Origin of the sequence: Streptomyces sp. NPDC006207, assembly GCF_040613835.1 — a bacterium.
Classification (GTDB): Bacteria; Actinomycetota; Actinomycetes; order Streptomycetales; family Streptomycetaceae; genus Actinacidiphila.
Genome location: NZ_JBEXSX010000085.1, coordinates 14364 through 34221 on the forward strand (window position 1 = coordinate 14364; position 19858 = coordinate 34221).

At 74.2% G+C, this 19858-nt stretch carries 18 protein-coding genes and 2 pseudogenes; 10 read left to right on the forward strand and 10 right to left on the reverse strand.

The features are described 5' to 3' along the window. Positions 1-77: 77 nt before the first annotated feature. Positions 78-1208, reverse strand: coding sequence for a hypothetical protein (locus ABZ312_RS40515; RefSeq protein ID WP_500328892.1), 1131 nt, complete (start codon positions 1206-1208; stop codon positions 78-80). 308 nt (positions 1209-1516) lie between these two features. Between ABZ312_RS40515 and ABZ312_RS40520 the strand changes: the two genes are divergently transcribed. Further along, positions 1517-2368, forward strand: coding sequence for an NAD-dependent epimerase/dehydratase family protein (locus ABZ312_RS40520; protein WP_500439867.1), 852 nt, complete (start codon positions 1517-1519; stop codon positions 2366-2368). Continuing rightward, entirely contained in the window at positions 2347-2613 is a 267-nt protein-coding gene (locus tag ABZ312_RS40525) for a hypothetical protein (protein WP_499509228.1), read from the forward strand. Before ABZ312_RS40520 ends, ABZ312_RS40525 begins: the two co-directional genes overlap by 22 nt. 40 nt (positions 2614-2653) lie before the next feature. On the opposite strand, the gene ABZ312_RS40530 is transcribed toward ABZ312_RS40525, so the two are convergent. From ABZ312_RS40530 to ABZ312_RS40540, 3 genes are all read right to left on the reverse strand, one after another. After that, complete coding sequence (locus ABZ312_RS40530) at positions 2654-3613, reverse strand: GNAT family N-acetyltransferase (RefSeq protein WP_500360127.1); 960 nt, start codon at positions 3611-3613, stop codon at positions 2654-2656. 20 nt (positions 3614-3633) lie between these two features. Further along, the gene (locus tag ABZ312_RS40535) at positions 3634-4413 is read right to left on the reverse strand and encodes a class I SAM-dependent methyltransferase (RefSeq protein ID WP_500360128.1); all 780 of its coding nucleotides are present in this window, start codon (positions 4411-4413) and stop codon (positions 3634-3636) included. A 77-nt stretch (positions 4414-4490) separates the two neighbouring features. After that, positions 4491-5033, reverse strand: a complete 543-nt coding sequence (locus ABZ312_RS40540; RefSeq protein WP_500439864.1) for a hypothetical protein — start codon at positions 5031-5033, stop codon at positions 4491-4493. Positions 5034-5337: 304 nt separating this feature from the next. Between ABZ312_RS40540 and ABZ312_RS40545 the strand changes: the two genes are divergently transcribed. Further along, the gene (locus ABZ312_RS40545; RefSeq protein ID WP_500360129.1) at positions 5338-6363 is read left to right on the forward strand and encodes a terpene synthase family protein; all 1026 of its coding nucleotides are present in this window, start codon (positions 5338-5340) and stop codon (positions 6361-6363) included. A gap of 63 nt (positions 6364-6426) precedes the next feature. Then, positions 6427-9075 (forward strand): tetratricopeptide repeat protein, encoded by a 2649-nt coding sequence (locus tag ABZ312_RS40550; RefSeq protein ID WP_500328886.1) that lies wholly within the window; start codon positions 6427-6429, stop codon positions 9073-9075. A gap of 23 nt (positions 9076-9098) precedes the next feature. Here ABZ312_RS40550 and ABZ312_RS40555 read toward each other — a convergent pair whose 3' ends face one another. Together ABZ312_RS40555 and ABZ312_RS40560 are read right to left on the reverse strand one after the other, a co-directional pair. After that, positions 9099-10676 (reverse strand): aldehyde dehydrogenase (NADP(+)), encoded by a 1578-nt coding sequence (locus ABZ312_RS40555; RefSeq protein ID WP_500439865.1) that lies wholly within the window; start codon positions 10674-10676, stop codon positions 9099-9101. Position 10677: 1 nt separating this feature from the next. Beyond that, a complete protein-coding gene (locus ABZ312_RS40560) occupies positions 10678-11307 on the reverse strand; it encodes a cysteine hydrolase family protein (protein WP_500439866.1) in 630 nt (209 codons plus the stop codon). 121 nt (positions 11308-11428) lie between these two features. On the opposite strand from ABZ312_RS40560, the gene ABZ312_RS40565 reads away from it, so the two are divergent. Further along, the gene (locus tag ABZ312_RS40565) at positions 11429-11881 is read left to right on the forward strand and encodes a lipocalin-like domain-containing protein (protein WP_500328883.1); all 453 of its coding nucleotides are present in this window, start codon (positions 11429-11431) and stop codon (positions 11879-11881) included. Positions 11882-11947: 66 nt separating this feature from the next. Here the strand turns inward: ABZ312_RS40565 and ABZ312_RS40570 are convergent, their stop codons facing one another. Next, complete coding sequence (locus tag ABZ312_RS40570) at positions 11948-13222, reverse strand: MFS transporter (protein ID WP_500328882.1); 1275 nt, start codon at positions 13220-13222, stop codon at positions 11948-11950. A gap of 221 nt (positions 13223-13443) precedes the next feature. Between ABZ312_RS40570 and ABZ312_RS40575 the strand changes: the two genes are divergently transcribed. Continuing rightward, positions 13444-14031, forward strand: a complete 588-nt coding sequence (locus tag ABZ312_RS40575; protein ID WP_500328881.1) for a TetR/AcrR family transcriptional regulator — start codon at positions 13444-13446, stop codon at positions 14029-14031. A gap of 884 nt (positions 14032-14915) precedes the next feature. On the opposite strand, the pseudogene ABZ312_RS40580 reads toward ABZ312_RS40575, so the two are convergent. Beyond that, positions 14916-14987: pseudogene (locus ABZ312_RS40580) on the reverse strand (hypothetical protein); the annotation flags it as partial. Between the two features lie 473 nt (positions 14988-15460). On the opposite strand from ABZ312_RS40580, the gene ABZ312_RS40585 reads away from it, so the two are divergent. Further along, a complete protein-coding gene (locus tag ABZ312_RS40585) occupies positions 15461-15862 on the forward strand; it encodes an SsgA family sporulation/cell division regulator (RefSeq protein ID WP_500328880.1) in 402 nt (133 codons plus the stop codon). An 8-nt stretch (positions 15863-15870) separates the two neighbouring features. On the opposite strand, the gene ABZ312_RS40590 is transcribed toward ABZ312_RS40585, so the two are convergent. Together ABZ312_RS40590 and ABZ312_RS40595 are read right to left on the reverse strand one after the other, a co-directional pair. Next, on the reverse strand, positions 15871-16737 hold the full coding sequence (locus tag ABZ312_RS40590) for an SCO6745 family protein (protein WP_500328879.1): 867 nt from the start codon (positions 16735-16737) through the stop codon (positions 15871-15873). Continuing rightward, positions 16734-17648: an NAD(P)-dependent oxidoreductase gene (locus ABZ312_RS40595; RefSeq protein WP_500360537.1), complete on the reverse strand. Its 915-nt coding sequence runs from the start codon at positions 17646-17648 to the stop codon at positions 16734-16736. Before ABZ312_RS40595 ends, ABZ312_RS40590 begins: the two co-directional genes overlap by 4 nt. Before the next feature lie 205 nt (positions 17649-17853). Between ABZ312_RS40595 and ABZ312_RS40600 the strand changes: the two genes are divergently transcribed. The 3 genes and pseudogenes from ABZ312_RS40600 (at position 17854) to ABZ312_RS40610 (ending at position 19675) form a co-directional block, all read left to right on the forward strand. Further along, positions 17854-18450 carry a TetR/AcrR family transcriptional regulator gene (locus ABZ312_RS40600; protein ID WP_500328877.1) on the forward strand — a complete coding sequence of 199 codons (597 nt, stop codon included), beginning with the start codon at positions 17854-17856 and terminating at the stop codon, positions 18448-18450. A 13-nt stretch (positions 18451-18463) separates the two neighbouring features. Beyond that, a pseudogene (locus ABZ312_RS40605) lies at positions 18464-18712 on the forward strand (LmrA/YxaF family transcription factor); the annotation flags it as partial. A 135-nt stretch (positions 18713-18847) separates the two neighbouring features. After that, on the forward strand, positions 18848-19675 hold the full coding sequence (locus ABZ312_RS40610; protein ID WP_500328876.1) for an alpha/beta fold hydrolase: 828 nt from the start codon (positions 18848-18850) through the stop codon (positions 19673-19675). The last annotated feature ends 183 nt before the right edge of the window (positions 19676-19858 follow it).

Consider the following 19858-nt stretch of genomic DNA (forward strand, 5'->3'; position numbering starts at 1 on the left):
GCAACTGTCGGTACCGGTGCCGGCCCCGCGCAAATGTTTTTCGCGGCGGAGCCGGTCCGGCGGGGACGGTGCCCGCGTCAGGCGTCGGCGGCCTCGGTCGCCGGACGGCCGGCTTCGGCGTCGGGCTCGGCATCTGCGTTGCGCTGGGCGGGGACGCTGACGTCCACGGCCCCGCCGGTCTCCTCCGCCGCGTCGGCGTCCTCGGCGGTGGGCACGGACGGCGTGGCCGGTACGGTCCGTACGGCCGTTGCGGCCACCGCGATCCCCGTCGGCACGGCGGGCGCCATGACGTCGAGGTCGGCGTCGTCGGGCCGGCGGTCGCGGCGGACGTCGCCGACGATCAGGGCCACCACCGCCGCGGAACCGACGAACTCCAGCAGGCTCTGCGAGGTGTCCACGGCGGTCACGGGCATCGTGCCGACCGCGTAGCCCCACAGCTCCGTGAAGGCCGACGGCATCATGAAGAGCGACAGGCCCACCGAGAAGCCCGGGGCGGTGGGCCGCCGCCGGGCCGCGAGCAGCATGCCGGCCCCGCACAGCACGGTCAGGCACACCCACTGGTACGGCGACGGCACCGCGAGGATCGCCCGCCCGCTGCCCTTGCCGACGATCAGGTCGCTGAGCACGCCCGGCCCGACCTGAACGGCCGTCACCGCGTTCCGGCCGATGTAGAAGACGTTGAGCACCGCGAGCAGCAGCCCGGAGGCGGTGGCCGTCACCTTCACCGGGCGGATGCCGCCCGTCACCGAGTCCGCGGCGGCGGCGGCCTCGTACTCCATGTGCCGGGCGAGCAGGAGGAGCCCTCCCAGGATGAGCGTGAGCACCACGGCGAGGACGGCGGTGCTGCCCACGGCGTTCAGCGAGGCACCCTTCAGGGTGCCGAACCACGGGTCGGACGGCGAGTCGAGCAGCAGGTACCAGACCGCGGGGAGGCGGAAGCCGAGCGTCACGGTGCACGCGGTCACCAGCAGGCCGCCCGCGCCGCGGGTGCGGAACAGCGCCGCCAGACCGGCGCAGAGCTGCAGCGCCGCCAGGCCGAGGTCGAGCGAGGAGGTCGCCGACAGCCCCGGCACCCACCCGGTGGTCCACAGCGACCAGGCGCCCGGCAGGCCGCGGACAACGATGTCGTAGAGCAGCCAGAACGCCGTCTGGGCGAACAGCGCGAGGCTGAGCAAGGCCACGGCTATCCGCACTTGATTGATCGACATCCCCGGACGGTTCACGGCGCGCTGTCCCCTCGACGGCCAAACGTGGTTGAGTTCACAACTACCCAATGACGGAGCAGAGCATAAACGGTCCCCCATGGGCCCGCGCCAATCCGCCCCCGGCGTGCCCGCCTTGCGGAACCGCACGGGAACGTCACGCCAACGGAAAGTGAATGACACCTCGTCAGGGCAGTCCGTCACCGGCTCATGGATGAGCTGGTGCGCGACGGAACGGGCCTTGTGTGACGGGGAGTTGGCCTTGAGGCGGGAGCGCTGGCGATCACCGCGCGGCGGGCACCATCGGCTCCGTGGTGCGCGCCGGACTGCGCGGGGAGACGGCACGGCTGGTCCTGCTCGACCGGGTCCCGCTGGTCGCGGAAGCCGCGAACGAGGAGGTGCACACCATCGACCTGCAGGAGGCCGACGCCGTGCGGTCCGACTTGGTGGGCGTCGACCGGGTCCTGCACCTCGGCGGCATCCCCGACGAGGCCCCGTTGGCCGACCTCCTGGAGGTCAACGTCCTCGGCACCCACCACGTCCTGGAAGCCGCCCGGCGGGGTGGCATCCGCCGCGTCGTGCCGACCGGGAGCAACCGCGTCACCGGTTTCCACCCCGCCGGGCAACGCACCGCCCCGGACGAACCGGTGCGCCCCGACGGCCTGTACGGGGTCAGCAAGGCGGCCGTCGAGGCGCTGGGACGGCTCTACGCCGACAAGTTCGGGCTCTGCGTCATCTGCCTGCAGCATCGGCAGCTTCGAGGCGGAACCCGGCGAGCGCCGCCACCTGGCGACCTGGCTCAGCCACCGCGACGCCGTCGGCTGGACCCGGGCCGCGCTCACCGCGCCGCCCGGCGTGCGCTACGCCACGGCGCGTCTCCGCCAACACCCGCCGCTTCTGGGAACTCCCGGCCCCGTCGGTGCTCGACTGCACCCCCGTCGACGACCCCGAGCAGCACGCCTCGCGCCTCACCGCCGCGGACGGCGACGCCGTACCGGACCCCGCCGTGCCCCAGGGCGGCCCGTACGCCCTGCCCGAGGTCACGCTCGCGCACCTTCGGCGCCGACCCGGAAGAATGTTGTCAGAGGCCTGTGATGGGATACCGGGGAACACCGCAGCCACCATCCCCGGGGAGAACACGCCCATGCCTCAGTACCCTTCGCTGACCCACGCCCTGGCGGAGGCGCTCGTGGACGTCACCTGGTTCATCGACGGCACGGACGACGAACAGATGGACGAGGACGACGCCGTGACGGCACTGGAGGGCGTCGCGGCCGTGGTGGACCGCATGTCGGAAGCACAGCGGGCCGAGTTGCTCGACGTGCTCGAGGCGATGGCGGCAGCCGAGGCCGACCCCCGGCGCCGCGCGTTCCTGGAGACGTTCCCGGAGGACTTCGGCGTCGTCGAGTGACCACCCCGGGCGCCTCCTCGGCGCGGGCCGCCGTGCGAGGTCAGCCCCGCAGCAGCCGCGGGTCGAGGAGGCGGTGCAGCCGGTGGGCGACGGGACGGAATCCGCGACGCGGCCAGAACACCGAGGACAGCGGGTTCGCCGCCCGCCAGTCCGTCACGCACACGCGGAACCCGCGCCGGGCGGCGTCCGCGAAGGCGTGCTCGGTGAGCCGGCGCCCCACACCGCTGCCGCGGTGCTCCGGAACGGTCGCGGCGAGGAGCAGTTCGACCGAGCCGCGCGGCGTCGTCAACGAGACCTCGTCGTCGGGCACCGGCCGCATGACGCAGAAGCCACGGACCCCTTCCGGCCCCTCGGCGAGCCAGTACGACACGGCCGGGTCCTCCAGCAGCTCCAAGTGGCCCGGGCGCAGACCCTCGTAGAAGGACGGCTCGATGAAGGCGAAGACCGGCGGCCCCGCGTGCGCGTCGGCGACCAGGCGGAACAGCGGCTCCAGCGCGGCGAGGTCCGACGGCCCCGCGGCGCGCACGTCGTCGTGGCGGACGGCCGCCTCCGTCGCCAGGTCCGTCACGGCGTGGACCTGCTCGTACGCGAAGCACTGCGACAGCCAGACCGGCAGGTCGCCGGCGGCCGCGACGGCGTAGTGGTGCAGCCGCCCGTCGGCGAGCCATGGACCCGACAGGTCCGCGTAGAGCCCGCGCAGTACGTCCCCGTCGCGTGCCGCGTAGTGCCCGGGGCCCGTCCAGACGTGCCGTCCCCGGCCGTCGTCGCCGGGTACGGCGAGGAGGTACCCGGCGGGCGTGCCGTCCGCCGTCTCCGCGACCGCGCCCCGCGCGCCCTGCGCCCAGGCGTCCCGCAGCAGGGCCGCGCAGGCGGCCGGTTCGGTGAAACCCGGGTCGAGCGCGACGTCCCGGGCGAGGTCGCGGCGGTGGCGGGCGGCGAGCAGGCCGGCCGCGGCATCGACGTCGGACTCGGCGAACGGCCTGGTGGTCGGCGCGATCACGGGTGTACTCCTTCCGGTGGTCAGCCCTTGCGGGCCTCGATCAGATAGCGCTGCGAGTACGCCACGAAGGGCCCGTGCCGCTCCATGAAGTCGTGCAGCCGCGCCAGCTGCTCGCGATAGGCGTCCACCGTGAAGCCGGGCACGATCCAGATGACCTTGCGCAGGAAGTGGACCACGGCGGCGATGTCGTGGAACTCCATGCGCAGCGCCTCCTGGCGCAGGTCCACGACCTCCAGGCCCGCCGCTTCGGCGCGTGCGGTGGCCTCGACCCCGCTGGAGCCGGCCGTGGTCGTGAAGGGGTCCCGTGTGTGCGTGGCGACCGGCCGGGGCCCCATCAGGTAGTCCGTCAGCTCCCGCACCGAGCCGGCGCCGACCTGCTGGGACAGGTAGGTGCCCCGGGGACGCAGTACCCGGCGCACCTCGTCCCAGCGGGTCACCACCGGATGCCGGCTGACGACCAGGTCGAAGTGGCCGTCGGGGAAGGGCAGGTCGGCCGTGTCGTCGGCCTCGACGACGGTGGCGCCGAAGGGCGCCAGGTTGCGGCGGGCGATCTCCAGGTTGGGCGCCCAGGACTCCGTCGCCGCGACCACCGGCGGGGCGGTGGGCACGGTCGCCAGGACCTCCCCGCCGCCGGTCTGGATGTCGAGCACGGCCTCGGCCCGCGCCGTCCGCTCGGCGAGGAGCCCGCTGTAGCCCCAGGACGGGCGCTCCTCGGTGGCGCGGCCGGTGAACCAGGAGAAGTCCCATCCCTCGGTCGGGACGGCCTCCCCTTCGGCGAGGAGATCTTGGAACGTGGACATGGGCGCGAGGATGGCAGAAGCACCGGGCGGAACGCATCCGGATTACGCCGGGCCCGGCGCCGCCCGGCGGTGCGCCGTCAGCAGCCGGACGCCAGGGGGGTGAAGGACATCGGGGTGCCCTCCTCGGCGCCGACGGCCGTGCCGTAGGTCGTGGCGTCCACCTTGTACCAGACGTCGTCGCGGATGCGGTCGCCGCCGACGTCGTCCAGTTCGACGCACCAGCGTTCCGCGGACACCACACGGGTGTAGGACTCGGTGCCCTGCTGGACCTTGCGGCAGTCCTGGTAGTGCTCGGTGGTGTACCAGGTCCGGGTCGACTTGCGCTTGCCTGAACCCTTCGAGGAGGTGTGCTTCACCCGCCGGGTGCGGTCGGTGCACCGCTGCACCATGTGGGGGCGCCGCGCGGGGGCCGTCCTGCGCGCCACGTGCCGGTGGTCGTCCAGCGCCCCGGTGACGGGCGGGTCCGCCTTCGCCACTGGGGTGCGGGTGCCGGCGGAAGCGGCGGCCGACGCTCCGGATCCGGCCATGGCGCCGGAGTCCGGGCTCCCGCAGGCACCCAGCAGGGCGGCCAGGAGCACGGCGGCCACGGCGGCGGAGTACGGACGGCGGTGTCTGTGCACTTCTCTCCTCGATGAACGTGAACGTGGACACGAAGGCGAACGCGAAGGCGAACGCGAAGGCGAACGCGAAGGCGAACGCGAAGGCGAACGCGAACGCGAACGGTGCGGGCGGTCGGTGCCCGCCCGGATCATGACGCATCGTGGACGGCCCGGGTTCCCGTCAGCCCGGTTTCGACGGAGCTCTGACGCCGGCTGCCCGTTCCGGGCGTCCGGAAGTCGAACGCTGGGTAGGAACCGGGACGGGGATGGCTGGAAGTCGTAGTCCTTGCCCGGGTCGCCGACGGCCCGGGAAGGGGGGAATCCGGTGGGGAAGACATCTGCGTTCGTTCGTATCGACGGCCCGGGGGGACGGGCCGCGCACAGCGGGACCGCACGGGGCCGGGCCGGGGGGCCCGTCCGCGTACCGGGCCCGTCGCTCCTCAACCCCGGCCTGCGGCAGGTGGAGCCGCACGTCATGGCCTGGGCGCGGCGGGCCGGGTTGCTGTCCGCGCCGGCCTCGGGGCAGGCCGGCCGGGAACGGCAGGCCGCCATGGCCGCGCACGTGTGGCCATGGGCGACCCCGGCCCGTCTGACGGAGCTGGCCCGGCTGACGCTGTGGATGTTCGCCGTCGACGACGGCAGCGACGTGGGCCCGTCCACGGGGACCGGCGCGGAACTGGAGGCCATGGCACGCGCCGTCGGCGGCTGCGGGTGGGAGGTCCCCGCGTCGGCGCCGCCGGCCGTCCGCGTCCTGGGCGAACTCCTGCCGCGGGTGACCGGCGCCATGGGGCCCGCCTGGGGCGACCGTTTCCGCCGTCACCTGCTCGGGTGGATCCGTACCAACCAGGACATGATCAGGATCCGCGCCGGCGACGAGGTGCCCACCCCCGAGGCCTACATCGCCTGGCGGCGGGTCTCCGGCGCGACCGGCTGGTGCTTCGACCTCATCGAGTACGCCCAGGAGGCGGAACTGCCCCCGGCGATCTGGTTCTCGCCGGCCTGCCGCGTGCTGCGCGAGGCCGCCGCCGACGTCATCGGCTGGACCAACGACCTGTTCTCGGTGGAGAAGGAGCTGCGCTCGGGGGAGACCACCAACCTGGTCCTCGTCCTGCGCCACCACCACGGCCTGACGCTGGACGAGGCGATCGACGAGACACGGCTGTGGCACGCCCGCCGCGTCGCCTGCCTGCGCACCGCGACACGCGACCTGTACGCCACCGCCCTCGCGACCGACCTCACCCCGGGGCAGCTGGCCGCGGTCTGCCAGTACGCGGACGGCATCCACGCCTGGGCCCGCGGCTTCCTCGACTTCTCCCTGGCCTCCGCCCGCTACCGTGCCCCCGGTGGGTAGCCGGCGGCGCCACCGGGAATGCACCACGGCAGGGGAGCACCGGGGGGAACGGGAGAGTACGCGATGGCTGCCGGGAGGGACCGCGCCACAGGCGCGGCCGGTTACCTGCTCAGGGTGTTCTCCGGTCTGGCCCGGCCCGCCCTGACCCTGCTGTTCGGCCCGGCGGGAGCGGTCGCCGGGGCGGCGACGGAGACCGTGGCCGCCTCGGGAGGCAGGGCGCTGGAGCAGTCGGCGGGCCGCAGACGGGCGCTGCCGGGCCTGCTGCGGATCTCCCGGCGCGGCACGGCGCCGCTGGTGGCGGACGTCGACGACCCCATCGGTCTCGGCGTCCACCCGGCCGCACCGGGCGGCGGCGGGACGGCCGGCTTCGGCCGTGTCCCGGTGTTCGTCGGGCGGGACGCCATGCCGCAGGCGGAGGCGGTGCTCAGCGGGGGACAGGGATTCCTGCTGCTGGTGGGGGACTCCACGGCGGGCAAGACGCGCCTGGCCTACGAGGTGGTGCGCAAGCACTTCCCGCGCTACCGGCTGGTCGTTCCGGACAGTCGTGAGGCGATGGTCGCCCTCGCGGACACCGTGCCACGGCTGAAGCAGGCCGTGGTGTGGCTGGACGACCTGGAGAACTACCTCGGCGCGGGCGGGCTGACGGCAGGTCACGTACAGCGGCTGCTGGAGGCCGGGCCGGCGCGGGTCGCCGTCGTGGCGACCATGAGCGCACGTCAGCACATCCGCTTCGGCGCCCGCTCGGCCGCCGACGACGAGCCCGGCGGTGACGTGCTGCGCTCGGGGCGCGAGGTGCTGCGGCTGGCCTCGGTCGTGCGGGTGGACCGTACCTGGAGCGAGGCGGAGCTGGCGCGGGCCCGGCACCACACCGACGACCCGAGGATCAGGGCCGCCGTCAACGACGCCCGGTCCGGCAGCCGCGGGGTGGCCGAGTACCTCGCCGCGGCTCCCCAGTTGCTCGACGACTTCAGCAACGCGTGGGCGGCCGGTGCCCGTCCGCGGGCCGCCGCCCTCGTCGCAGGGGCCGTGGACGCCCGGCGCGCGGGTTACCACCAGCCGCTGCCCGAGGACGTGCTGCGCCGCCTGCACGAGATCCACCTGGACCTGCGCGGCGGCACCAGCCTGCGGCCGGAGGCGTGGGAAGAGGCGCTGCGCTGGGCCACCGCCCCCCTGCACGCCACCTCCAGCCTGCTGCTGCCCCGCGACGACGGCGCCTACCTGGCCTTCGACTACCTGCACCAGACCCTGGACGAGCAGGTGCCGCCGCCGCGCATCCCGGACGCCGTGTGGGAGATCCTCATCGACCACGCCGACCCGGTGCGCGCCCTGGACATCGGCGCGACCGCCTACCAGCGCGGCGACCTGCACCACGCCATGGCCGCCTTCGACAAGGCCGGTGCCGACCCCGGGCAGTTGCCCCGGCAGTGGTACGCCACGTGCGTGGGGGAGGCCGGCGACCCCCGGCGCGCGGCGGACCTGTACCGCGAGCTGGTCGCGGAGGCCGAGCGGCGCGGCGGCCCCGACGTCAAGGAGACGCTGGAGAACCGCAACTCCCACGCCCGCTACGTCGGCATGGCCGGCCACCCCGCCGAGGCCGTCGACCTGCTGCGCGGCGTCATCCAGGACCGCACGCGCGTCCTCGGCCGCGAGCACTCCCACACCCTCAACAGCCGCAACAACCTGGCGGTGTTCCTCGGCGAGACCGGACGGCTCGAGGAAGCGGTCGCCGAGTACCAGTCCGTGCTGGCCGACCGGACCCGCCTGCTGGGCGCCGACCACCCGCACACCCTCAGCAGCCGGTACGGCTACGCCTACCTGCTCGGCGACGCCGGCCGCCCCGGACAGGCCGCCCGGCTCTTCGACAGCCTGGTCGCCGACCGGTCACGCACCCAGGGCCCGTACCACCCCTACACCCTCAACAACCGCCGCCACCACGCCCACTTCCTCGGCGAGGCGGGGCATGCCGCCCGCGCCGCCGGGCTGTTCGGGGAACTCCTCCAGGACTGCCTGAAGGTCCTCGACCCGCTCCACCCGGACACCCTCGCCTCCCGCCACGGCCACGCCCGTTTCCTGGGCGAGGCCGGCGACCCCGGCCGCGCATCGGCACTGCTCAGCGACCTGATCGAGGACGGCCGCGGAGGCGCCGTGCACGGGCCGGACAGCCCGATCCCGCTGCTGTGGCGGCGCTACCAGGCGCTCTTCCTCAGCGAGGCCGGGGCGGCCGAGGAGGCCGTACGGCTCCTCGGCGCGCTGTTGACCGAGAGCGCCGAGATCCTCGACGACGGGCACCCCCAGCTGTTCGCTGTCCGTGCCGCCCACGCCCGCTGTGTCCTGAGGGCGGGCCGGGCGGCCGAGGCGACGGCCCGGTACGAACAGCTCGTCGACGACTGCCGCGAGCGCCTGGGCGACGACCACCCCCAGACGCTCACCGCACGCGGCGGGCGTGCCCGCTGCCTGGCCGCCACCGGCCGTCACGGCGAGGCCGCGGACCTGCTGGAGATCCTCGTCCAGGACCGCACCCGCGTCCTCGGTGACGACCATCCCTCCACCCTCAACAGCCGTAACGCCCACGCCTGTTCGGTCGGCGCGGCGGGCGACGCCCCACGCGCCGCCCGGCTGCTGCGCCAGGTCCTCCAGGACCGTGTGCGCCACCTCGGCGAGGACCACCCCTGGATCGCCCGTACCCGGGAGGAACTCGCCCGCTTCCCGTGACCGGGCCTGCCGCTCCCGGCGGGTCAGTCGCGGGTGACGTGCCCGTCTACCAGCCGCCGCAGCCCCAGCGGGTTGGCCGGGACCAGCGCCTCGGGGAGCAGCGCGTCCGGGAAGCCCTGGTAGGTGACGGGCCGCAGGAAGCGGTCGATCGCGCTCATGCCGACCGAGGTGAAGCGGCTGTCGGTGGTGGCCGGGAACGGGCCTCCGTGGATGGTGGCGTGGCCGACCTCCTGCGGGTGGGCGAAGGCGTTCACCACGATCCGGCCGGTGCGGCGCTCCAGGACCGGCAGCAGGCGCGCGGCCTGCGGGTGGTCCTCCTCCTCGAGGTGCATCGTCGCCGACAGCTGGCCGCGGAAGCTCCGGGCCACCTCGGTCATCTGCTCGACGCCGGACAGCCGGACCAGCAGCGCTGCCGGTCCGAAGACCTCCTCGGCCAGGGCGGTTTCGGCCAGGAACCGGTCGCCGTCGACCTCGAGGAGCTGCGCGCGGCCCTCGAAGGCGCCCTCGGGCTCCGGGCCCACCGTCACGGTCGTGGCCCCGGAGTCGCGCAGGCGCCGCGCCCCGCGGCCGTACGCGTCGTGGATGCCGGGGGTGAGCATCGTCCGTGCGCCCATCGCGCCCACCCGTGCCGCGGCTGCCTCGCGCATCGCGGCGTAACCCGGGCCGTCGACGGCGAGCAGCACGGCCGGCTTCAGGCAGGCCTGGCCGACGTTGACGAGCATGCGCTCGGCGAAGCCGTCGCCGATCTCGCCGCCGCGCGCCGCCAGCGCCGCTGGCAGGACGAAGGTCGGGTTGACGCTGGTCATCTCGGCGAAGACCGGGATCGGGTCGGGTCGCAGCTGGGCCCGCCGGTACAGGGCCATGCCACCGCCTTCGGAGCCGGTGAAGGTGACGGCCTTGACCAGCGGATGGTCCACCAGGGCCTCGCCGATCGCGTTGCCGGCCCCCCGGACCATCGAGAACACGCCCTCGTGCAGCCCGGAATCGGCGACGGCGCCCTGGATGACGCGCCCCTGCAGCTCCGAGGCGCCGGGGTGGGCGTTGTGGGCCTTGAGGATCACCGGGCAGCCCGCCGCGAGAGCGGCGGCGGTGTCGCCGCCCGCGACCGAGTACGAGATCGGGAAGTTGCTGGCGCCGAAGACGGCCACCGGGCCGATACCGATCTTCTGCATGCGGTGGTCCATGCGCGGCCGGGGCTGCCGCTCCGGCTGGGCCGGGTCGACGGCGGCCTGCCGGAACCGGCCCTGCCGGACGACGTCGGCGAACTGCCGGAACTGCCCTGCGGACTTGACCGCCTCGGCTTCCAGCTGCGCGGCCGGAAGGCCCGTTTCCAGGGCTGCCCGCTCGGCCAGTTCGCCCTTGATCCCCTCGAGCCGGTCCGCGATCAGTTCGAGGAACGCGGCGCGCTCCGCGAGGCCGGTGCGGTTGTAGGTGTCGTAGGCCTCGTCGGCCAGGCGGGCGGCGCGGTCGACCTCGGCCGCCCCGCCGAGCGCGAACTCCGGTCCGACCAGTTCGCCGGTCGCCGGGTCGAGGGCCTTCATCGTGCCTTCGGACGCGGGGATGGACGACGCGCCTATCAGCATCTCTCCGGTCAGTCGCATGTCAGTGGTCTCCGTTCTCCAGGGTCTTGAGCAGGTCGGCGGTGGTGGTGATGGAGTGGGCGTAGGTGGGGCCGTTGAGTTCGTGGGCGGCGTGCATCATCTCCGGGCGGTAGGCCGCGGTGGCGTCACGGACGAGCGTCACGTGGTAGCCGAGCTCCATGGCGAAGCGGCCGGTGGACTCGATGCAGGTGTTGGCGAGCAGGCCGATGACGATCACGTGCGTGATGCCGTGCTGCTTGAGCCGGAAGTCCAGGTCGGTGTTGGCGAACCCGCTCTGCGACCAGTGCTCCTGGATGACCACCTCGCCGTCGGCGGGCCGGAAGTCGGGGTGGAACTCGCCTCCCCAGGTGCCGAGGGCGAAGGTGTGCCGCTCCTGGATGATGCGGTGCGTGGGGTTGGGGTGCTCCCAGTCCTCGTAGTCACCCTCCTGCCAGCGGCGGTGGGGGACGAAGAAGACCTTCTGGCCCGCCGCGCGCCCCGCGCCGACGACGGCGCGGAGGTTGTCGAGCAGGCCGACCTCGATGGCGACGCCCTCCAGCGCGGGCCAGACCTTGCCGCCCTCCGACAGGAAGTCGTTGTAGGGGTCGACCAGCAGGATCGCGGTGCGCGTGGGGTCGTAGGTGTCGGTCATGACGGGTCCTTTCCAATCTGGATTACTTGCATCATCCTCATTCCTCATTCAGGATTACTCTCGTCATCCTGAAAGTCAAGGACGGCGCCCCGGGCGCCCGGCACGTGAGCGAGGTACGGCGATGACCCCCGATGAACTGCGCACATCCCTGATCGGCGCCTGGCGCCTGATGTCCTACGAGGCCACCGACGTCGGGACCGGGGAGGTCGTCGAGCCCTTCGGGCCGCGGCCCCGGGGACTGATCACGTACGGGCCGGAGGGCCACATGGCGGCCCAGATCATGCGGGTCGGGCGGCCGGGCTTCCGCCACGGGCGGCTCGAGGAAGGGCTGCCGGAGGAGCTGGCCGCGGCGGCCGCGGGCTACCTCGCGTACGCCGGCACCTTCGAGGTCCCGGCGGGGGACACGGTCGTCCACCACGTCGAGCTGAGCCTGTTCCCCAACTGGGTGGGCGGTTCCCAGACGCGGATCGCCGACCTGGACGGGCGCAGGCTCCGGCTGAGCCTGCCCGGTGCCGCCAGGATCTGGGGGGCGCTGCGCACCGGCGTCCTGACCTGGGAGCGCGACGGACGGTAGTGGCGGCCCCCGGGAAGCGGGGGTGCGGAGCGCGGGCGGTGGGGCCCGCGCTCCGAGGGGGTGTGGCTATCGCCGCAGGGCGGGAGCGGTGGCGGTGTCCGCGTCGGCCTGTCCGGGCTCGGCGTCGTCGCCGTGCCGGGGGCCGGTGTGGCGGGCGCGGAGGCCGTGCCAGGCGAGAGTGAGGCCCGCGAGGAGCAGGAAGCCCAGGCCGCCCGCCACCACGCCGCGCCAGCCGAAGGCGGAGAAGAGCACCCCGGCGACGGCGGAACCGGTGGCGCCGCCACCGAAGACCGCGAACATGTACACCGTGTTGAGCCGCCCCCGGATCTCCGGCCCGGCGGTGAAGATGCGGGCCTGGTTCGCTATCTGGCCGCTCGTCACCCCGTAGCCGAGGAGGTTGCAGCCGACGGCGAGGACGACGAGCGACCGCCCCGCGACCCCGAAGAGCACGAAGGCGGCCAGTGCCGAGGCGACGGCGAGGGCGTTGACCCCCAGCGGCCCCCACCGGTCGGTGAGCCGCCCCGAGTAGCGGGCGGCCAGGGCGCCCGGCACGCTGCACAGGCCGAAGAGGCCGACCACGGCGGGGCCCAGGCCGATCGGCGGCGCGGTGAGGTGGAAGGCGAGCGTGGACCAGAAGGCCGAGAAGGAGGCGAACGCCGTCGCCCCCAGCGCGGCCGACAGGCGCAACGGGGCGTGGACCACGAGCAGTCGGGGGAGCGAGGCGAGCAAGCTCCCGTAGCCGCCGGAGGCCGCCGCCCCCGGCGGGCGCCCGGCCGGCATGTAGCGGGGGAGGACCAGCAGCAGCGCCCCCGTGGCCGCCGCGGCGACGAGGAAGCCGGCCCGCCAGGTGCCCGCGGCCTCGGCGATGAGCCCGGAGGCGGTGCGCGAGAGCAGGGCGCCCATCGTCAGCCCCGTGCCGACCGCCCCCAGGACCCGCCCGGCCTGGCCGGGGGCGGCCATGGACGCGACCGTGGGCATGATCACCTGTGGGAGCACGGTGCTCGCCGAGAGCACGAGGGTCGCCATCCCCAGCAGGGCGACGGACGGAGCCAGGGCGCCCCCCAGGAGCGCGACGGCGGTCACCGCCAGCAGGACCCTGGACAGCCGGCGCAGCCGGGCCCGGTCCGCGAGCGGGACGACGGCCACGATCCCCAGCGCGTAGCCGATCTGTCCTGCCGTGGCCACGAGGCCGGCGGCGGAGGCGGAGATGCCGAAGCCGCGGGCGATCTGGTCGAGGAGGGGCTGGGTGAAGTAGATGTTGGCGACCGTGATCGCCGTCGCCGTGGCGAAGACGGGGAGGGTTCCCCGTTTGACGTCCGGGCGGGTTGCTGCGGTGGTCATGGGTCCTCGCGGAGGGTTCGCGGGCGGGAGGGGCGGGGCGGCGGGCCTGCTCCGGTGGAGGCTCGTGCCGAGGTCTGGATGATTTATGTCATCCACATATGCAGGATGATGCGTGTCATCCTGCATGTCAAAGCCCGGGATGGGATTCCGGCAGCGATGTATGATGTCCGTCATCCACATTGGGGTCGGGTCAGCCCGACGCACACCCGGGAGGTCATGCGATGGGTCACTCGCAGGCAGCGAAGGCCGAGTCGCGCGAGAAGGTCCTGCGGATCGCCGCCCGCCGGATCCGCGAGGAGGGCATGACCCGACCCGGCGTCGCGGACCTCATGAACGAGGCCGGACTGACCCACGGCGGGTTCTACAAGCACTTCGCCTCGCGCGAGGACCTGATGGGTCAGGCGGCGGCGCTGGCCCTGGCCGACGGCGAGGCCAAGATGGCCGAGGCCGCCCGCCGGGACCCGGATGAGCCCCGCTCGGGCCTGATCGACGCCTACCTCAGCGCCCGCCACCGGGACGCTCCCGGCACCGGCTGCGCCCTGGTGACCTTGGGCGCCGCAGCCGGTCGCGGCGATGCGGAGTTGCGGGAGGCGTACGAGAAGCAGGTCCTCAGCTACCTCGCGCTCATCGGTGAGGCGGCGCAGGGCGACGACCCCGGTGAGGCGCGGGCCGACGCGATGCTCACTCTCAGCGCCCTGGTCGGTGCCTTGTTGATCTCGCGCGCGGTCGCCGACCCGGAGCTGTCCGACGAGTTCCTTGCGACGGTCGCCGGGCGCCTGAAGGACGCGTACGTACCCGCGGAGGCCTGACCGAACCGGCGGCCCGCAGGCTCGCCCGGGAGACCGGGCAGCCCGAGTGGGAGGCGACCGCGCTCAGCGTGCTCGGCTGCCTCGCCGCCCTGCGCGACGACGCGTCGACCGCCCACCGGCTGATCGGGCAGGCGCGGGCCATCGCCGTCCGGCTGAACCCCCCGCTGCTGCACGCGACGGTGCGCATGGCGCGCGGCACGGCGCTGTCCTGCAGCGGGGACCACGCGCAGGCGTACGCCCAGCTGAGGCGGCTGATCGATCCGGCCGACGCCGGGCACCACGTGATGACCGCCCTGTGGACCGTGGGCGACCTCGCCGAGGCGGCCGCGCACTGCGGCGAGAAGGACGACGCGCAAGGGGTCCTGGATCGGTTCGCACCGCTGGCCCGCCGGACGCCCGCGGCCCGCGTGCGCCTGGCCGCGCGCCACGCCCGGGCGGTCCTGGCCGGTGAGGAGGAGGGTGAGGCCGCCTTCGCGGCCGCCTTGGGGGCGGACCTCACGGGCTGGTCCCTGGAGCGGGCGCGCCTGCGGCTCGCGTACGGCGAGTGGCTGCGCAGGCAGCGCCGCGTCCTGGAGTCCCGCGCACCGCTCAGGGCCGCCCGCGACACCTTCGACGACCTGGAAGCCGCGGCGTGGAGCCGCCGCGCGCGGCAGGAACTGGAGGCCACCGGCGAGACCACCCGTCAGCGGTCGCCCCGGGCCGCCGACCGGCTCACTTCCCCGCGGATAGGGCAGCACGGCACTGCCGGCTCCGCGCTGCTCCACGGTCCGGTCGCCCCAGTCCATCCCGTTGCCGATCCACCGCATCCACCGCGGCGGAGCGGCCGAGCGCTTCGCCGCCCGGGCCGGCCCCGCCTCGAGGAGCAGCACCCGGGCCCGCCCGTCCTCCGAGAGCCGCGCGGCGAGCACGCACCCCGCGGTCCCGCCACCGACGACGATGTAGTCGTATGCCGTCATCCCAGACCTCCGAGCCGACCCGTCCGCGGTCGCCCGGCTCCCGGCCGCGGACACAGCAAAAACTAGGGCGAAAGCCGACGAAAGGCGTCCGTCAAGCTACGTAACGGCGGTCCGCCGTGTGCCCGGTCATGCGTACCGCCGTGCCCGGTGCCCCGGTCGCGGCCCATGGGTGACGACGGAAGGTGTCCGTTGCATCACTTATGAGTGGCATGCGTACCGCTGTCGTTGTGCCCGACGGTCGGAGCCCCGGACCCGGTCCCCGCGATCGGCGGTGAACTCCCCGGACCCGCCGACGTCATGGCGCAGGACCGGCGCTTCTGACCGGGCACCCCGCAGATCGGTCGTCCAGGGCGAGCCTTCACGAAATCTTTCCCGTCGCCCCGGCCCGGACCATGCGTCACGGGGCAAACGCACGGCAACGACATGCTGCTGAACGGCGAACGCGGCCGAACCGGGCCCACGAGGGGGCGTCCATGCGAGCACTCACGGAACACCTGTCCCTGCGGCTGATCACCGGGACCCGGCGGTTCCTCGATCTGTCGGCGGACTGCCGGTACCGTTCCGACGACCCCTACATCGTGCGGATGCGCTTCGGCCTCGACGACGGTGCCGGCGAGGCGGAGTGGGTGCTCTCCCGCGAGCTGCTGCTCGCCGGGCTCGCGGCCTCCGCCGGGGACGGCGACGTGCACGTCGAACCCGGCGACCACGCCCACACCCTGATCACGCTCGCCGCCCCCGGCGGCACGGCCGTCCTGCAGGTCGCCACGGGTGAACTCGCCCGGTTCCTGGCCGCGACCGCGGAACTCGTCCCGCTCGGCACCGAGGGCGGCCACATCGACTGGGACGCCTGCATCGCAGGACTCCTCTCGGCCTGAGGCGTTCCTCAGGGGGTGGGCACGCCCATCGGGTTCGGGTACGGCAGCGCCCCCGCGCAGGCCCGCGCCGCAGCGGACAGCACGGTGACCAGGCGCTCGACGGCCCCGGGTGCCAAGAGCTCCCAGGGCCGACCGGCGGCGCGGTCGGTGGCCTCCTCCAGCGCGCGGTAGGCCTCCCGCCCCGCTGCGGTCGCGGAGCCGTCCGCGCCGAGCAGGCCGCGGTCGGCGAGACGAGCCGCTGCACCGGCCCACTGCTCGTCGGTCCATCCGCGGTGCGGCTGCAGCTCCGAACGCGGCAGGTCGATGCCCGTGCGCAGCACCAGCGCCTCGCATCCACTCAGACCGGCCGCGACGAGCGCCGCCACATGACCGTCTCCGCGGTGCTCGCGCAGCAGCGTGGCCTGGTGCCAGAGCGCGTCGACCGGGTCGCCGGGGGAGGGGAGCGCCGTATTCGCGGCGGCGAGCACCCGTCCCGCGACGTCGAGGCCGGCGACGACGGGAGCCAGCAGGTCCACCGCCTCCGCCACCGCCGTCTCCTGCCCCGCCAGCAGCCGCCGCAGTGCGGCGCCCGCGCCGCGCCGCCGCGCGTCAAGGGCGCGCTCGGGCGGGGCGAGCGCCCACACGCCGGGCAGCGCGCGGGCCACCATGGCGGGCGCGAAGCCGAAGAAGGCGGCCACGACGGGCTCCGGGCCCACCGGGCCGAGGGGGGCCGCGCGACCGGCGAAGTAACCGCGCCAGTAACCGCGCAGCCCCGCCTCCTCGTACGCGGCACGTGCCTCGGGCGTGAAGTAGGTGACGGCGTGCACCGGTTCGGCGAGCCGCCACATGCGCCGGGCGGTGACGGCGGCCTCCGAGGGCGTCACGGTCCGGCTCACCGGACGCCTCCGCCCCGTACCTCGGCGACCAGGTCGCCGGCGACGTCCGTGCGGGCTTCGATCGCCCGCAAGACGGCCACCATGTCCGCGCGTCCGTCGCCCTGTTCCACGGTCTCGTCGAAGAGGGCGTGGCAGACGTCCAGCAGCGGCGAGGCCAGGCCGGACGCGCGCGCCGCCTCGGCGATGAGGCGGTTGTTGTGCAGCACGTCCGCCGCGGCGGCCTGCGCGGAGAAGTCGCGCTCCCTCAGCTTGGGCGCCTTCATCCGCGACACGGCGCTGGCCATGGGCCCGGCGTCCAGGACGGAGAGGAACTGCCCGGTGTCCAGGCCCTGCCGTTCCGCGAAGTGGAACGCCTCGGTGAGCCCGGTGACCATCGTGATCAGGAAGAGGTTGACCGACAGCTTCATCAGCAGCGCGCCGGGCACCGGCCCGCAGGCGAAGGACTCCCGGCACATCGGCGCGAGCAGCGGCCGCACCTCCTCCACCGCCGCGGGATCCCCGGCGAGCATCGCCACGAGCTGCCCCGCCTCGGCGGGCTTGCGGGAGCCGGAGACGGGGGCCTCCACGTAGCGGCCGCCCGCCGCGCGGACGGCGGCCTCCAGCCCGCGCGAGTACACGGGCGAGGTGGTGCCCATGTGGACGACGACGTGCCCGGCCACACGCGCGGCGAAGTCCGGGGTGCCGCGGCCCAGGACGTCGTCGACGGCGGCGCCGTCGGCGAGCATCAGGACCACCACGCGGGCCCGGTTGAAGACCTCGCCGGGCCCCTCCGCCACCTCGGCCCCGGCCGCGCGCAGCGGAGCGCACCGGGCGGCGGTGCGGTTCCAGACCACCAGCCGTGTTCCCGAACCGGCCAGACGGAGCGCCATGGGCTGCCCCATGATCCCCAGGCCGATGAAACCCACGTCCACTGCCCACCGCCCGTCCCGGCCGTCCGACCGCTCGACCCGCGCGTTATGACGCCTGTCATACGCGCTATGACAGGCGTCATAATAGACCCCGGGGCGCCGGCCGCCGGCCCGCGCGCGCGAACTGCGCCGCCGAGCTGACGCGCACTGGGCAGGGCCGCCGCGCCTTACGCGGGCGGGCGGAAGGGCAGACGGTGGGAGGTCGGCGATGACCGGTTCCGAGCGGGGTCCCCGCGAGCGCATGGTCTTCAGCGCCGCACAGCTGATCCGCCGCGGCGGCGTCACGGCGACGGGCATGCGCGAGGTCGCCGCCCACGCGCAGGCGCCCCGGGGATCGCTGCAGTACTACTTCCCGGGCGGCAAGGAGCAGATGGTCAACGAAGCCGTCGGCTGGGCCGGCCGCTACGCCGGCAACCGCGTGGCCCGCTTCCTCGCCGCCCTGCCAGAGCCGACTCCCGGCGGGCTGTTCGCCGCCATGGTCGGCCAGTGGACGGACGAGTTCCTGACCTCCGGCTACGACGCCGGCTGCCCCGTCGCGGCCGCCACGGTCGACTGCGCCGGGACCTCCGAGGCCACCCGTACGGCGGCGGCCGCCGCCTTCGCGACCTGGACCGGGCCTGTTGCCGGGGCACTGGAGGAGATGGGCGTGCCGGCCGGGCGGGCACCGTCGCTGGCGACGCTGATGGTCAGCGCCATCGAGGGCGCCGTCGTCATCGCCCGGGCGGAGCGCGACGTACGCGCCCTGACGGCCGTGGCACGCGAGCTCGGCCCGCTGCTGGACGCTTCCGTGGCACCGGAGCGCTGAGCCGTCTCGACGCGCCGGGACCTCCGAGGCCACCCGTACGGCGGCGGCCGCCGCCTTCGCGACCTGGACCGGGCCTGTTGCCGGGGCACTGGAGGAGATGGGCGTGCCGGCCGGGCGGGCACCGTCGCTGGCGACGCTGATGGTCAGCGCCATCGAGGGCGCCGTCGTCATCGCCCGGGCGGAGCGCGACGTACGCGCCCTGACGGCCGTGGCACGCGAGCTCGGCCCGCTGCTGGACGCTTCCGTGGCACCGGAGCACTGAGCCGTCTCGACGCGCCGGGACTCCGCCCCGGCACTACGGTTGACCAACGGCGTACTCATCCCGGTCGGGGCCGGGCTTGGGTATGGGCAACCCCGGAACCCTGCGTTCCCCCTGGAGCGAGAAGGACTCAGGATCATGCCGTATGCAACAGCGAAGGACGGGACCCAGATCTTCTTCAAGGACTGGGGGACTGGCCAACCCGTCGTGTTCTCCCACGGCTGGCCGCTGACCGCGGACGCCTGGGACCCGCAGTTGAAGTGGATGGTGGACCACGGTTTCCGGGGCGTCGCCCACGACCGTCGTGGCGGTGGGCGTTCCGGTCAGCCCTGGGAGGGCAACGACCTCGACACCTACGCCGACGACCTGGCGGCCGTGATCGAGGAACTCGACCTGCGCGACGTCATCCTGGTCGGGCACTCGACCGGTGGCGGCGAGGTCACGCGCTACATGGGGCGGCACGGCACGGGCAGGGTCGCCAAAGCGGTGCTGGTGGGCGCGATCCCCCCGCTGATGCTGAAGACGCAGGCCAATCCCGAGGGCCTTCCGATCGAGGTCTTCGACGAGATCCGCGAGGGCGTGGCCCAGGACAGGTCCCAGTTCTACAGGGACCTCAGCGGCCCGTTCTACGGCGCGAACCGCGAAGGGTCGACCGTCAGCCAGGGCACCCGCGACGAGTTCTGGCTGTGGAGCATGACGGTGGGCATCAAGGGCGCCTACGACTGCGTCAAGGCGTTCTCCGAGACGGACACCACCGAGGACCTCAAGAAGATCGACGTCCCGACGCTGATCGTGCACGGGGACGACGACCAGATCGTGCCCATCGTGGCTGCCGGTGCCAAGAGCTCGAAGCTGGTCAAGGGAGCGGTCTACAAGGTGTACGAGGGAGCCCCGCACGGGCTGGCGATGGTGCCCAGGTTCGCCGAGCGGTTCAACGCCGACCTGCTGGACTTCGCGCGCGGCTGAGCCGTCCGCGGCGCCGCGACCGCGCCCTGATGCGCGTCACCCCGAGCGCGACCGGTCGCGCGCCGCACGACGCCGGTCCCCCCGCGCCCCGCCCGGCCGGGCCGCCCCCCCGCGGGGCGCGGGGGCCCGGCCGGGGTGTTCCCCCCCCCCACCCAACCCCGCTCACCGGGCCGCCCACCCCCG

Excerpts from the sequence above, each read along its gene's own strand:
- ABZ312_RS40575 (WP_500328881.1), top strand. The coding sequence starts at position 13,444 with ATGGGTCACTCGCAGGCAGCGAAGGCCGAGTCGCGCGAGAAGGTCCTG.
- ABZ312_RS40560 (WP_500439866.1), bottom strand. The coding sequence starts at position 11,307 with ATGACCGACACCTACGACCCCACGCGCACCGCGATCCTGCTGGTCGAC.
- ABZ312_RS40550 (WP_500328886.1), top strand. The coding sequence starts at position 6,427 with ATGGCTGCCGGGAGGGACCGCGCCACAGGCGCGGCCGGTTACCTGCTC.
- ABZ312_RS40565 (WP_500328883.1), top strand. The coding sequence starts at position 11,429 with ATGACCCCCGATGAACTGCGCACATCCCTGATCGGCGCCTGGCGCCTG.
- ABZ312_RS40535 (WP_500360128.1), bottom strand. The coding sequence starts at position 4,413 with ATGTCCACGTTCCAAGATCTCCTCGCCGAAGGGGAGGCCGTCCCGACC.
- ABZ312_RS40610 (WP_500328876.1), top strand. The coding sequence starts at position 18,848 with ATGCCGTATGCAACAGCGAAGGACGGGACCCAGATCTTCTTCAAGGAC.
- ABZ312_RS40570 (WP_500328882.1), bottom strand. The coding sequence starts at position 13,222 with ATGACCACCGCAGCAACCCGCCCGGACGTCAAACGGGGAACCCTCCCC.
- ABZ312_RS40515 (WP_500328892.1), bottom strand. The coding sequence starts at position 1,208 with ATGTCGATCAATCAAGTGCGGATAGCCGTGGCCTTGCTCAGCCTCGCG.
- ABZ312_RS40585 (WP_500328880.1), top strand. The coding sequence starts at position 15,461 with ATGCGAGCACTCACGGAACACCTGTCCCTGCGGCTGATCACCGGGACC.
- ABZ312_RS40600 (WP_500328877.1), top strand. The coding sequence starts at position 17,854 with ATGACCGGTTCCGAGCGGGGTCCCCGCGAGCGCATGGTCTTCAGCGCC.
- ABZ312_RS40555 (WP_500439865.1), bottom strand. The coding sequence starts at position 10,676 with ATGCGACTGACCGGAGAGATGCTGATAGGCGCGTCGTCCATCCCCGCG.
- ABZ312_RS40525 (WP_499509228.1), top strand. The coding sequence starts at position 2,347 with ATGCCTCAGTACCCTTCGCTGACCCACGCCCTGGCGGAGGCGCTCGTG.